Source organism: Terribium retamae (genome assembly GCF_022347545.1).
GTDB classification, from domain to species: domain Bacteria; phylum Pseudomonadota; class Alphaproteobacteria; order Rhizobiales; family Rhizobiaceae; genus Mesorhizobium; species Mesorhizobium retamae.
In genome coordinates, this window is the sequence record NZ_JAKREW010000078.1 from 1 (window position 1) to 12,285 (window position 12,285).

A 12,285-nucleotide genomic window follows, 5' to 3' on the forward strand; every position below is an offset into this window, starting at 1 on the left:
CGTCTCGGCGGAAGCCGGCCATCGCGGCCTGCTGCACGCGCTGGGCCTGACGCCGCTGCTCGACCTCGGCATGCGGCTCGGCGAAGGGTCCGGCGCCTGCCTGGCCGTCAACCTGGTGCGCTCAGCGCTCGCCTGCCACGCGGGCATGGCAAGTTTCGCGGAAGCCGGCGTTTCGGAAAAATAGCTACCGGCAGCGACCAACGTTTCGAACGGCTGCGGCAGGCCTTCGGCTAGCGGCATTGCCAACTCACGGCTTTTCGGAGAATCTCTGCGGCTGAGGGGAACCTTCGCCGCGGCTGCAGCTTTTCTGGCCACAAGCGAACGGCATGGAGATTGGCGATGAAGCACTTCGCGACCTGCGCACTGACGGCGCTTCTGGCAATCGCCCTGGGCACCCCGACCTTCGCCGGCGAAAAGAAGCATCATCACAAGAAGCAGCGCGTCCATCACGAGGAGCGTTACGTGCCTGCCGGACGCAACATCGTCGAAATGCTGTTCGGTGGCCCGCGCTACTACGACAACCAGATGTTCACGACAGCTGCCGGGCGTTGCGCCTATCACCGCATCGGCCCCGACGCCAACGCGGTCAACGACATCAACGACCATTATTGTGGGAAATAGTGGCAATCAGCAGGAAGCGCTGGCGGCGAAACGGAACTCTCCATCTTTGGCTCTAGAGCGAGCCGGATCGATGTTTCGACGGATGGCATTTTGCCTCGATTGGCGACCCGATCTGACGCCTCATCCGCGGGTATCTGGAAGACGCCGGGCAATTAGGACCAGACCTTCCTCGTGATCAACCTGAACCAGCCAGTCCCGCCGTGTAGAAGAGCCATCGCGGCAGAGATCTCTGCGGCTTTCCGTCTCACAACGATTACCGGATCCAGCGGTGCAGTAGCGCCGGCAAATGCGCCTTAGTTCTGCGATCGTTGCCGCGTTTGCGATGCGCGCAACTACGCCCTGTTTCATTGTCAATTGCCCTCCCAGCCCGCGCCCGAAGGTCCTCTTCGAAGGTTACATTGGGAAGCAATTCCTTGAACGCAAGTTCAGAACTAAACAGGAACATCATTCAAGCTTGTGAGTAATGGGGAAACTGTCTTAGATTTTAGATGCTCTGGGGAGGGCTTGGGGAATGAAGTTCGATTGCTTGGCTATAGCGCTTTGGTGCATCTTGTTGACCGGGAACGCGTTTTCCCAGTCAAACAGCGGCGAAATACCATTTCGCGAGATTCCATTTGACGATCGAATAGCCGGATCATTCACGGCAGCTCCGGAAGCGATCACCTGGTACAGAACAGGCAGTTCCATCCAGAAGACGCCTCTTTCAGTTGCAGATGATCGTCTTCCAACTGACAGCAGGCGGCCAAATGGAGAGCCAGCTGGCGTACGCAGTCCCGTAACTCCTCCCGATACGAGCATCGGCAAGGTCTACTTTAAGGATGCGTCCGGCAACCCTTGGCAATGCACTGGGACTCTCGTGACAGGTGATCTCGTCGTTACCGCAGGCCACTGCGTTCACCCCGGCAATGGAGGAAACTTCTACAGCAGTATTGAGTTTTTACCGGGGTATGCCGACGGTAGTTTCTTGGGCCGATTCACTGCCGAAGAAGTGACGGTCTTTGCCGGATGGTACTATTCCGGCGACTTCGCCCATGACGTCGCCTTTATCCGAGTGACGCAAGTGCCGCGCAGCGTCCATCGAGTTGGATTGGGCCTTTACAAGCCAACATGTCGGGTTGGAGACAATTTCCTGTTCACGCGCCACGGATACACGCCATTGCTCAACAATGGTGAACGGCAGTGGGAAAGTGGTGAGGCCGTAAGTGGCTGCTACCAAGGCCTGGTGTACGGATCAAAACGTACCCATCCTGGTTCGAGTGGGTCGCCGTCAATGGCGCGCATTTCTGGGTACGTCTTCGGCGTTCATTCTGCAGAAGACGATGAGTTCCCATTTGGAAGCTATGATGCGCTGCTCACAAAGGCGAAACTCTGCTTCGCACTGAGATTCTACGCCCCAAGTTGTCCAATCTAGCAAGTGCTCATCCGGACCGCTGCGTCCCACTTCCAAAAGGTGCATGGCAGGTTCCTAAATGGCAGCAACAATGGCGAAGAATGGCCAATACATGAACACACTAGTCTCGATCTTGAGCCGCCAATCAGGTGTGGCTCTTCTCGTAGGCAATGGCATCAATCGCTTTGCCAATCAAAATTCTAGCTGGGAAGATTTACTCGCGACAATCTCGAGACGGCTGGAGATCGACCTTTCGCAAGACGAACTCCTCGAAATGTCGAACACAGAGTTTTTCGACATCCTCGATATTTCGAGACAGTCGTCCGACTCGACTTATTTGAAGCAGTTGTTCTGCGATCTGATGAGACATTGGATGCCCGGTGCCCACCACTCCCGTCTAATCGGATGGGCACAACGTTACGCATCACCGATCATGACGGTCAATTTCGATGAAAACCTTTCCCGAAGTGCTTCAACCAAATTTATACTGACTTGCGGACTAGCGCCCCCAAAAGTGGGCTTCAGCTCCTATTACCCCTGGCAGTCCTTTTTTGGACCCGAGAATGTGGAGAATCCCGCTGAGGCATTCGGCATTTGGCACCCGCATGGGATGTTGCGCTACTCTCGCAGTATCCGGCTCGGGCTTAGGGATTACATGGGTTCCGTGCAACGTGCTCGCAGTTGGATCTACCACGGCGAAAACTCGCTGGTGCGTTACTTCAAGCAAGACAAACAGAGCTGGCGCGGCTTTCAGACTTGGCTGCATCCGCTTTTCACATGTGACATTGCCCTGGTTGGTTTCGGCTTCGGTAAGGACGAGACCTTTCTCCGTTGGTTGTTCCTCGAACGTGCCCGCCTCCACAAGCAATTTCCTTTGCGAGCGCGCAGAGCGTGGTTTGTAACCGTTGACGACGCACGAAATCGTCATCGCGAACCCTTCCTCACGCGCCTCGGAATACAAATGGTCGAGTTGAAATCACATCAGCACATCTATGAATCGGAAGCTTGGGACAAGTAACGGGGAAATTGTAGGCGGTTTTCACTAAGTGCCCAGTCATCACCGGGACGTTTCCGGTGTTCATTTTGGCTACGAACAAATCGATACGCACTATGGGAGGCTTGAATGGGGAAGCTTGTCGACGGCGACGACGGCTTGCCGGTCGAGGAAGTTGGGATGTGGGCCAAGGAGAAGCACACCTATTTGTGCCGATACATTGAAATCTCGTCTGCGACCCGAAAGAAATATCTCGGCCCCGAAAAAGGTGGTGCTGCCTATGTCGATCTGTTTTGCGGGCCTGGGAGATCATTCATCCCTGAAAGTCGCGAGTGGATCGACGGTGGCGCCGTTGCAGCCTGGAAGCGAAGCCAAGCTGTAGGATCTCCATTCACACGGATTATTGTCGGAGATGCCGATCCGATACGCCTAAGTGCTTCTGTTACTCGCCTGAGGAGCCTAGGCGCGCCCGTCATCGCCTTGGCGGGCACGGCCAACGATGTTGCGTTGAAGGCGATTCAGAAGTCCCCCGTCTACGGCCTCAACTTCGCTTTCCTCGATCCGTACAATCTTGAAGCGCTTGATTTCAAGATTATCGAAATGCTGTCGCGCATCAAACGCATGGACATCCTGGTGCATGTCAGCGCGATGGACCTGCAACGCAATCTGGGTACGAACATCTTTGGCGAGCAATCAGCCTTCGATGCTTTTGCACCCGGGTGGAGAGACGCCGTGAACCTCGCTCAGTCCCAACCCAGCATCCGACGCGACGTTTTTGACTACTGGCGCGCGATCGTCGCCAAACTTGGAGTCTGGCCCTCTACGGAGATCAAACTGATCACCGGCAGCAAGAACCAACCCCTATACTGGCTGCTTCTCGCTGCCCGTCACGAATTGGCGCACAAGTTCTGGGCGACCGCATCGAACCTCAACAGGCAACGTAGCTTGTTTTAGACAGACGCTGTTGGCATCTCGTCGTAGGTGCGTCCGTTGAGCATGCGTCCAGCGGCCTTCTTATTTCGACCGCCCCACTGTTTGAAGAAGAAGGCGGTTCCGGCGCCCCGGCACATGCGCTCGATTTCATCAACCCATATTGGCTCCATGGAGCGCGCCTGCGGACCACTCTCGCCACCGACGATTGCCCAGTGAATACCCTTCAAACTGGCACCCGCGACTGAACCGATCAGCGGCTCGAAGGAAATGAAGCGCACGGCCGCCGGTACATTGCGAAGTTCATCGATCCGATGAAGGACGCGGCTATCTTCGACGCTCGTGCCGAGCCATACGTTCGAAAGCTTAGGTAGATCGGGTACGATCTCGATCATCCGGTCCGGCCGCTTCGTCAGGATCTGGTATGTGTGGCGCGGCGTATCCGCCATCACCTGCCACACTTCAGATATAAATTCTGGCGGGACATCTAAATGGAATAGATCCGACATCGAATTCACGAAGACCTGGCGCGGCTTCGACCACGAAGCCGGTATCGATAGAGCGTTGCGATCAAGTGTGATCTTGCCGGTCCACTTTGCGCGCCCGCCGGACTTGCGGGTGAGGCCAGCATATTTTTCTACCCCCATCGCCTCCAAACGAGCTGCCATGCGCATGGCGTAACAGTTCGTGCAGCCCGCGGTCAGGATAGTGCAACCCGCAACAGGGTTCCACGTGGCGTCAGTCCATTCAATTGAGGTCTCAGCCATTGGAGAATCTCCTTCACGTTGATGGTTAATTCAAGGTGATGAAGCTTCCGTTAGCCGGTTCTGAAGGTTGCGAGAGGGAGGGTTCCTACTATAGCTTCCCCTACCCCATGACAGAAGCCATGAAGCCGGGGAAACCATGGGCGGTGTCTTGAAGGCCGGAGCCAGGGTGGATACGTGCCAGGACCCTCTCAGCCATCCGTCCGCATTTTCAGGCGACACAGTAGGACTCTCGCTTCCCGCGCCTGCGGCTTCACCTGCTCGGGAGTTGCACCCGGTCCCGCTCATCTGGCGCTGGCGACGTCAGCCCGCTCAAGACGCTCCACAATCCTCTGCAATACAATGTTCGACCGGATGTCGCCGATCTCCATAAAGAGGGCTTGATGGGCTCGAACTGCTGGGTCAGGATAGGCTAAACAATTGAAATGGTGGGTGATGTAGGGATCGAACCTACGACCCGCTGATTAAGAGTCAGCTGCTCTACCAACTGAGCTAATCACCCACGCGGGGCTGGCGAAAACCAGCTTGGGCGGGCATATAGCCGCCGCTCCCCCTCCTGTCCAGCCCCCTCGCTTCATTTCCCGACAAATCGATACGGTTCTTTTCGGCGCACCTGATTGCGCTGCGTTTGGAGCTGTTCCCTCACACGAACAGCTTGCCCTCGGCTACCTTCACCGCCTGGCCGCCGATGCGGGCGGAGGCGAGCTTGCCACCTTCGACATCGAGTTCGAGACGGATTCGCGACGGGCGCCCCATTTCGAGCCCCTGCTCGATCCAGCAGCGCGTCATGCCGTCGCCCGGCCGGTCGAAATGCATGATCGCGCCGGCAAAGGCTGCCGCAGCCGAACCCGTCGCAGGATCTTCGTAGGATGGGTTGCCGGGTACGATCATCCGCACATGGAAGGCGCTTTCCTTGTGAACAGTCTCGCGGCAATAGACGTAAGGGCTGGCAAATGCCCATTCGCTCTTCTTCGGCGCGAGCTGCGCCCACATTTCGTTGTTGAGCCGCGCCTTGGCTGCGGCCGCCAAATTCGCGACCGGGATCGTCACATAGGGTACGCCCGCACTGAAGAAGGCGACCCTATGGTTCTCGAAGCCGATCTCGTGCGGCCCCAATCCCAGCGCCGCCCCGATCGCTTCAGGCTCGGCGGTCAGCTTGAGCTGCTCCGGAAGTTTCGCAAGGTCGAATTCGGCAAAGGTGGTGTCCCGACTGCGGCTGACCGCGCAACGCACGGGCCCGATATTCTCCTCCAGCACGAAAATGGCATCGTCATTGCCTTCCTGCAGTTCGGTCAGAGCGACGGCGCTGCCGACGGTGGGATGGCCGGCGAACGGCATCTCGTAATCCGGCGTAAAAATGCGAATGCGGGCACGATGCCGCGGATTCTCCGGTGGCAGCACGAAGACCGATTCGGACAGGTTGAACTCGCGGGCGATGCGCTGCATGGCATCGAGATCCAGCCCCTCGCAATCCAGCACCACCGCCAGCGGATTGCCGGTCAACCTGTCGGCCGTAAAAACGTCATAAATCAGATAGTTGCGTGCCACCATGGCCGAATTCCCGTGTGCCTGTTTGCCAACATGACTGAAAATTAATTTGCTATTGCCCGCACAAAACCTGATGTGTCGCAAGTAGGGACATTCGAGCAGCATAGGGGTCCGACGTGGACCAGACTGTCAAGCGGCCAGAGGCGGACGAGGCTTCCGCCATAAAGGCGTCCCTCAATCTCGATGCACCCGGCGCGGGAAGACAGCGCCGGCGCGGGTGGCTTTACGCGGTACTCGCCGTGTTTGTCATTGCTGCCGCCTTCGGCGGCTGGCGCTGGTATGCCGGGGCACCGGTTCGCGTCGACTACACCACCCAACCCGCCGCACGCGCCGATCTGACTGTCCAGGTTTCAGCCACTGGCACTTTGCAGCCTCTCACCCAGGTCGACATCTCCTCGGAGCTCTCCGGTATCGTTCGCTCGGTCGCCGTCGAAGAGAACCAGCAGGTCAAGAAGGGCGACGTCCTGGCTTCGCTCGACACCTTGAAGCTGGAAGTGCAGATCGAACGCGCGAAGGCTTCGGCCAAGGCGGCAGCCGCCGCAGTCGAGACGGCACAGGTTACCCTGCGCGAAAGCGAACAGAGCCTGTCGCGCACGTCGGAATTGACAAAACGCGGTATGGCCACCCCGCAGGCGCTGGACACCGCGCAGGCCGCGCGCGATCGCGCCAAAGCCGCCCTGGACAGCGCGGAAGCCAGCCTGGCGATCGCCAATGCCGATCTCAAGGCACAACAGACAGACCTCGCCAAGAGCACCATCTATGCGCCGATCGACGGCATCGTGCTCACCCGCTCGGTCGATCCCGGCCAGACGGTTGCCTCTTCGTTGCAGGCACCCGTGCTGTTCGTCATTGCCGCGGACCTGAAGAAGATGGAAGTGCAGGCCGCGATCGACGAAGCCGACATCGGCACGGTGCAGCCCGGCCAGAATGCCCGCTTCACTGTCGATGCCTTCCCCGAACGTCCGTTCAACGCGCAGATTCGCGAAATCGCGTACGCCTCTGTCACCACCGACGGTGTCGTCACTTACAAGGCACGCCTCGAGGTGGACAATGGCGAATTGCTGCTGCGGCCCGGCATGACCGCCACGGTCTCGGTGGTGACCAAGCAAGCCAAGGATGCGCTGACTGTCCCCTCGTCCGCCTTCCGCTTCCGTCCGTCCTCGGACGCCCGCAACCGCGAATTCAGCCTGCTGTCGATGTTCACCGGCCGTCCGAATCGCGGCAATGTCGGAGTTCGCGACCGCCAGCAGGCGCGCGGGCCGGAAGGCACGCGCCGCCTCTACATCCTGAAAGATGGTCGACCTCGCCCCGTGGACGTTACCGTGGGATCGACCAATGGCGACCTGACCGAAGTTCTGTCGGGACTGGACGAAGGCGATCTCGTCATCACCGCCGCCCAGCAGCGCAGCTGACCATGTCCGGCGCGCCCCTGATAAACTTCGATAAGGTCTGGAAGACCTATGGCGAAGGCGAGGCTCGGGTAAATGCCCTCGCCGGCGTCGATCTTGCCATCCCCCGTGGCCAATTCGTGGCCATCATGGGCCCTTCCGGCTCCGGCAAGTCCACGGCGATGAACATCGTCGGCTGCCTCGACACGCCGACCGCCGGCACCTACAGCTTCATGGGCGTGGATGCCGGCAGGCTCGACCGTGGCCGCCGCGCCACCTTGCGCAATTTGCATATCGGCTTCGTGTTCCAGGGCTATAATCTCCTGCCGCGCACCACGGCAGTCGAGAATGTGGAACTGCCGCTGATCTATCGCGGCGTGGCCCACACGGAACGCCGCCAGCTTGCCATGCAGGCATTGGCCGAGGTCGGCCTGATCGGGCGCGAGCACCACACGCCGGCCGAGCTCTCCGGCGGTCAACAGCAGCGGGTGGCGATCGCCCGTGCCATAGTCAGCCGCCCGACCCTGCTGGTGGCCGACGAGCCGACCGGCAATCTCGATACGGCGCGCAGCCACGAGATCATGGACCTGCTTACCCGACTGAACCAGGATCTCGGCCTGACCATCGTCATGGTCACCCACGAGCCGGATATCGCCGCCTATGCCGGCAGGACCGTCCGCTTCCTCGACGGCCATGTCGCTTCCGATGCCAGGACAGCGGAGGCAGCGCTATGATCTGGGAAACCATCCGCCTTGCGTTGCGCTCCGTGCGCCGCAATGCACTGCGTTCTTTCCTCACCTTGCTCGGTATCGTCATCGGCGTCGCCGCCGTCATCGCCATGCTGACCATCGGCTCCGGCACGACACAGAAGGTCAAAGCCGATATCTCCAAGCTGGGATCGAACCTGCTCGTGGTGCGCTCGGGCCGCTTCAATGGCCCACGAAGCTCGGACACGGTTGCCCGGCCGCTGGAAGAAAAAGACGCTGAAGCGCTGTCCAGACAATTGTCCGGAGCTCGCGCGATCGCACCGGCTGCCCAGAAACAGGTACGCGCCGTCTTTGGCACGGAAAGCCTGGTCACGGGTGTCACCGGCACCGAGAGCGCCTTCCTCGAGGCCCGTGACTGGACGCTCGCTTCCGGCCGGGTCTTTTCCGAGTCCGAAACCCGCTCGGGTGCCGGCGTCTGCCTGATCGGCGAAACAGTGCGCCAGCAATTCTTCGGCGCCGGCGATCCAGTCGGCGAGGCAATCCGCGTCAACCAGATGAGCTGCCAGGTGATCGGCCTGCTCGAGGCGAAGGGCTATACCGGTTTCGGCCAGGACCAGGACAATGTCGTGCTGATGCCTCTGCACGCCTTCCAGCGGCGCATCGCCGGAAACCGCAATGTCGACAACATCTATGTCGCAGCGGACGAAGCGACGCCGACTTCGATACTTCTGCCGCGCGTCGAAGGCATCCTGCGCGATGCACGGCGCGTCCCGCCGGACGGCGAGAACGACTTCGACATCCGCGACATGACACAGATCGCGGACACGATGGCGAGCGCCACTGCGACCATGACCGGCATGCTGGGCGCTGTAGCAGGCGTGAGCCTGCTGGTCGGCGGCATCGGCATCATGAACATCATGCTGGTATCGGTCACCGAACGCACGCGCGAGATCGGTATCCGGCTCGCCATTGGCGCGCATGAGCGCCACATCCTCATCCAATTCCTGGTCGAGGCGACGGTGCTGTCCCTGCTCGGCGGCATCATCGGCATCCTGCTTGGCCTGTCATTGGCCGGATTGGCGGCCGTGACGATGTCGATCCCATTCGCACCAAGCCCTGCCGTCATCCTGCTCGCCGTTGGCTTCTCGGCACTAATCGGCATGGTGTTCGGCTTCTTCCCTGCCCTGCGCGGCGCACGGCTCGACCCGATCGAGGCGCTGCGGCACGAGTAGAATTCAGGCGAAGTGCCACCGCGAGATGGCAGCGAGGTGGTTCAACGTTCCTTCCGGCAGTTCGCCCGCCGAGCGGATGATCACCGGACCCTCGATTTCCGGTTCGGCTTCCGACGCCACGAAGGCACGGATCCGGTCGGCCACGGTTTCGGCATCCTCATCGAGATAGTAGCGACGAAACAGCATCGTCGAGCCGTTGATCGAATGCAGGTGATAGCCCGCCTCGCGAGGCGTGTGGGTCAGGTCGAGCCCGGTTTCCTCCATCACCTCGCGGTGCATGTTGCCGACAGTATCGGCGCGTCCGTCGACAAAATCTTCCGGTTCGAAGGAGCCGGCGGCAAAATAGACGCGGCCGGCATTGGCCGTATGCGGCCCCATGCGCACCGCAATCAGCGCACCGTCCCGTGCCACCAGCGCGGCCTGCGCAAAACAATGTTCGATACCGGGACTGCCCTTGTTCTTGCGCCAATAGAGCATCGTCGCAAACCGCACCGCGTGGCAACGCCCGATCAGCGCATTCTGGCCATTCAGCTTCAGCTCGGACGGCAGCATCAACGTGCCATCATAGAGGTAAGGATTGGCAGCGTGTTCCTGCTGCCAATTCTCCTCGATGACAGCGACGTTCTCGATTTCGAACGGGTGCGGCTGGGGATCGAGCCGCACCTCCACCGAAGCCACCGGCAGGATGATGCCGCGCGGTATCTCGAAGGGCGCCATTCTCAGACGAGATCCAAGGTGACCGCCACCGGACAATGGTCGGAGGCCTTCGGCCGATCCCAGCCGATGCGCGGAAATCGCTCGACCTCCTGGCCCGGCGGGAATGGCGTGCGCCAGGGCTGGCCGTTGCGGATGATGTCGGGGATAGCCGCATTGCGCGCCGCCAGTCCTTTCGACAGCAGGATATAATCGAGCTGGCACAGATGCCGCTCCTGCGGGCCGCGCGTGTGATAGAGCGTCCAGCGATCCATTTCGGGACGCCGCTCGACGATGTTCTCGGCAAAGCCATCCGAAAGAAAGACGTTCAGGCAGGACTGCGTCTCCGCCATCGGCTGAAAATTGTAACCGGCGTAGGCATCACCGCCGATGAGAATGCGATGACGATAGTCATTCATGTCGCCGCAGATCGCCCAGCGCTTATCGGCGGCATGTTCTGCCCCAAAGCGCTGTTCGATGATGCGGCGCACCGCACGCGCTTCCGCTGTGCGCAGCGGCATGGTGGCGGCACGGCCGTCCAGCCCGTTGCGCGGCGGCCCCATCGACTTGAGATGCACGAGATAAAGGGTCAGCGGCACACCGCCGACAGTGACATCGATTTCCAGGCAATCGCGCCGGAAGATACGTTCATTGGCTTCGTAGCCGAGTGCCGCAAGCTCCGGCGTGAACAGACCGAACTGTTCGAACGTGACATAGGCGTGGCTGGTCATGCGCACGAAGTCGATCGGCTGGCCATGCGCGGTTTCAGTGCGCATCATCACGGCGACGTCGATGCCGCGCGAATCATTGCCGTCGGTGGTGTATTTCTGGCGGTACCCCTCGCCCACCATCTTGAACAGATAGCCGTATTCGAAGGCTTTCAACGCTTCGATATTGTCCACTTCCTGCAGGCAGATGATGTCGGCGCGCGTTGCGGCAATCGCCAGCGCCGTGAGCTGCCGGGTATCGTCGGAATGGGCAATCACCCGCGCCTGTTCGAGCTGCCGGTATTCGGCTTCGCTGCGTATATCGAAGAGCGCCAGCGTGCGATCTTCATTCAGCTGATTGCGGTAACCTGAGAAATCGAACCTGTTCATCAGGTTTTCGACATTGAAGGTGGCGAGGCGCAGCGACATGGGGCGAGCTTTGCCCGTAAGCCATTCCAAAGACAAGGGCTGATCCTGTTCGATAACGACACGCGACAAGCGGTTTGGAATAGTTGATGAAACCTTTCCGTTCATTGCCCGTTCATGGACCGAAGCCCATTGTCGCGCCCTCCCTCGGAATCCAAGGGGCGCGGGGCCTGAGGTTCATTGGAGAGTGTTATGAAACGGCTCATCAACTTCCGCACCGGGCTCGTGACGCTCGGCCTGCTGGTCGGTCTCTCAGCACCGGCCTTCTCCGTCCCGATGCCGGCGCCAGCGACGCCGACAGCTCCCATAAACACTGATACCCTCAAGGTTCGCGATAGCTGGGCCGGCGGTGGCGGCGGTGGTGGGGTGCGGGTCGACGAATGGCGTCGCGGTTGGCGTGGTGACCGCGGTTGGCGCCGCGACGGCGGCTGGCGAGGTGATGGTTGGCGCGGCCGTCATTGGCGCGGCCACCGCCACTGGCGTGACGACGGCTGGCGCTATCGCCGCCACTATCGGCGCGGCTGGGACAATTCCGGCGTCTATCTTGGCCTTGGCCTGCTCGGTTCCGGGCTGCTCTACAACGACAACTACTATTATCGGCCGCGTGTCTATCGCGCCCCGCGTGCTTCCGGTCACGTCCAATGGTGTTATTCGCGATACCGCTCGTACCGGGCCTGGGACAACACCTTCCAGCCCAATTACGGCCCGCGCAGGCAGTGCATTTCGCCTTACCGTTACTAGAGCCGAGATAGGCTAAAGCGCTGAGGCCGGGGGGGGCCCCCCCCCCCCCCCCGGGGGGGGCGCCCCCCCCCCCCCCCCCCCCCCGGCGGGGGGGGGGGGGCGGGGGGGGGGGGGGGCCGGGGGGGGCAAAAACCCCGCCCGCCC

Annotated in this window: 13 protein-coding genes and 1 tRNA gene; 9 read left to right on the top strand and 5 right to left on the bottom strand. The window is 60.5% G+C overall.

The window, feature by feature from the left end; all coding sequences use genetic code 11:
• The 5 genes from L4923_RS29625 to L4923_RS29645 form a co-directional block, all read left to right on the top strand.
• The coding region (locus L4923_RS29625) for a nicotinate-nucleotide--dimethylbenzimidazole phosphoribosyltransferase (RefSeq protein WP_239370696.1) at positions 1-184 on the top strand (184 nt) is incomplete at its 5' end.
• Positions 185-339: 155 nt separating this feature from the next.
• On the top strand, positions 340-621 hold the full coding sequence (locus tag L4923_RS29630) for a hypothetical protein (RefSeq protein ID WP_239370697.1): 282 nt from the start codon (positions 340-342) through the stop codon (positions 619-621).
• A gap of 511 nt (positions 622-1,132) precedes the next feature.
• On the top strand, positions 1,133-2,032 hold the full coding sequence (locus tag L4923_RS29635) for a trypsin-like serine peptidase (RefSeq protein ID WP_239370698.1): 900 nt from the start codon (positions 1,133-1,135) through the stop codon (positions 2,030-2,032).
• 58 nt (positions 2,033-2,090) lie between these two features.
• The gene (locus L4923_RS29640; RefSeq protein ID WP_239370699.1) at positions 2,091-3,029 is read left to right on the top strand and encodes an SIR2 family protein; all 939 of its coding nucleotides are present in this window, start codon (positions 2,091-2,093) and stop codon (positions 3,027-3,029) included.
• Between the two features lie 105 nt (positions 3,030-3,134).
• Positions 3,135-3,959, top strand: a complete 825-nt coding sequence (locus L4923_RS29645; RefSeq protein ID WP_239370700.1) for a three-Cys-motif partner protein TcmP — start codon at positions 3,135-3,137, stop codon at positions 3,957-3,959.
• On the opposite strand, the gene L4923_RS29650 is transcribed toward L4923_RS29645, so the two are convergent.
• The 3 genes from L4923_RS29650 to L4923_RS29660 form a co-directional block, all read right to left on the bottom strand.
• Positions 3,956-4,702, bottom strand: a complete 747-nt coding sequence (locus tag L4923_RS29650) for a DUF5131 family protein (protein WP_239370701.1) — start codon at positions 4,700-4,702, stop codon at positions 3,956-3,958. The two genes, L4923_RS29645 and L4923_RS29650, sit on opposite strands and share 4 nt — an antisense overlap.
• 423 nt (positions 4,703-5,125) lie before the next feature.
• A tRNA-Lys gene (locus L4923_RS29655) sits at positions 5,126-5,201 on the bottom strand.
• 140 nt (positions 5,202-5,341) lie between these two features.
• Positions 5,342-6,250 (bottom strand): PhzF family phenazine biosynthesis protein, encoded by a 909-nt coding sequence (locus L4923_RS29660; RefSeq protein ID WP_239370702.1) that lies wholly within the window; start codon positions 6,248-6,250, stop codon positions 5,342-5,344.
• 113 nt (positions 6,251-6,363) lie between these two features.
• Between L4923_RS29660 and L4923_RS29665 the strand changes: the two genes are divergently transcribed.
• The 3 genes from L4923_RS29665 to L4923_RS29675 are packed head-to-tail and all read left to right on the top strand — an operon-like array spanning position 6,364 to position 9,574.
• Complete coding sequence (locus L4923_RS29665; RefSeq protein WP_239370703.1) at positions 6,364-7,659, top strand: efflux RND transporter periplasmic adaptor subunit; 1,296 nt, start codon at positions 6,364-6,366, stop codon at positions 7,657-7,659.
• Positions 7,660-7,661: 2 nt separating this feature from the next.
• The gene (locus L4923_RS29670; protein ID WP_239370704.1) at positions 7,662-8,369 is read left to right on the top strand and encodes an ABC transporter ATP-binding protein; all 708 of its coding nucleotides are present in this window, start codon (positions 7,662-7,664) and stop codon (positions 8,367-8,369) included.
• A complete protein-coding gene (locus tag L4923_RS29675; protein ID WP_239370705.1) occupies positions 8,366-9,574 on the top strand; it encodes an ABC transporter permease in 1,209 nt (402 codons plus the stop codon). The genes L4923_RS29670 and L4923_RS29675 overlap by 4 nt, the downstream gene beginning before the upstream one ends.
• A gap of 3 nt (positions 9,575-9,577) precedes the next feature.
• Here the strand turns inward: L4923_RS29675 and L4923_RS29680 are convergent, their stop codons facing one another.
• Together L4923_RS29680 and L4923_RS29685 are read right to left on the bottom strand one after the other, a co-directional pair.
• Positions 9,578-10,291 carry a hypothetical protein gene (locus tag L4923_RS29680; protein ID WP_239370706.1) on the bottom strand — a complete coding sequence of 238 codons (714 nt, stop codon included), beginning with the start codon at positions 10,289-10,291 and terminating at the stop codon, positions 9,578-9,580.
• A 2-nt stretch (positions 10,292-10,293) separates the two neighbouring features.
• On the bottom strand, positions 10,294-11,403 hold the full coding sequence (locus L4923_RS29685; RefSeq protein ID WP_239370707.1) for an endonuclease/exonuclease/phosphatase family protein: 1,110 nt from the start codon (positions 11,401-11,403) through the stop codon (positions 10,294-10,296).
• A gap of 189 nt (positions 11,404-11,592) precedes the next feature.
• Here L4923_RS29685 and L4923_RS29690 point away from each other — a divergent pair, with 189 nt between their 5' ends.
• Positions 11,593-12,141, top strand: coding sequence for a BA14K family protein (locus L4923_RS29690; protein ID WP_239370708.1), 549 nt, complete (start codon positions 11,593-11,595; stop codon positions 12,139-12,141).
• The last annotated feature ends 144 nt before the right edge of the window (positions 12,142-12,285 follow it).

Coding starts and splice junctions, on each gene's coding strand:
- L4923_RS29660 (WP_239370702.1), bottom strand. CDS start 6,250: ATGGTGGCACGCAACTATCTGATTTATGACGTTTTTACGGCCGACAGG.
- L4923_RS29685 (WP_239370707.1), bottom strand. CDS start 11,403: ATGTCGCTGCGCCTCGCCACCTTCAATGTCGAAAACCTGATGAACAGG.
- L4923_RS29630 (WP_239370697.1), top strand. CDS start 340: ATGAAGCACTTCGCGACCTGCGCACTGACGGCGCTTCTGGCAATCGCC.
- L4923_RS29670 (WP_239370704.1), top strand. CDS start 7,662: ATGTCCGGCGCGCCCCTGATAAACTTCGATAAGGTCTGGAAGACCTAT.
- L4923_RS29690 (WP_239370708.1), top strand. CDS start 11,593: ATGAAACGGCTCATCAACTTCCGCACCGGGCTCGTGACGCTCGGCCTG.
- L4923_RS29680 (WP_239370706.1), bottom strand. CDS start 10,291: ATGGCGCCCTTCGAGATACCGCGCGGCATCATCCTGCCGGTGGCTTCG.
- L4923_RS29650 (WP_239370701.1), bottom strand. CDS start 4,702: ATGGCTGAGACCTCAATTGAATGGACTGACGCCACGTGGAACCCTGTT.
- L4923_RS29645 (WP_239370700.1), top strand. CDS start 3,135: ATGGGGAAGCTTGTCGACGGCGACGACGGCTTGCCGGTCGAGGAAGTT.
- L4923_RS29640 (WP_239370699.1), top strand. CDS start 2,091: ATGGCAGCAACAATGGCGAAGAATGGCCAATACATGAACACACTAGTC.
- L4923_RS29635 (WP_239370698.1), top strand. CDS start 1,133: ATGAAGTTCGATTGCTTGGCTATAGCGCTTTGGTGCATCTTGTTGACC.
- L4923_RS29675 (WP_239370705.1), top strand. CDS start 8,366: ATGATCTGGGAAACCATCCGCCTTGCGTTGCGCTCCGTGCGCCGCAAT.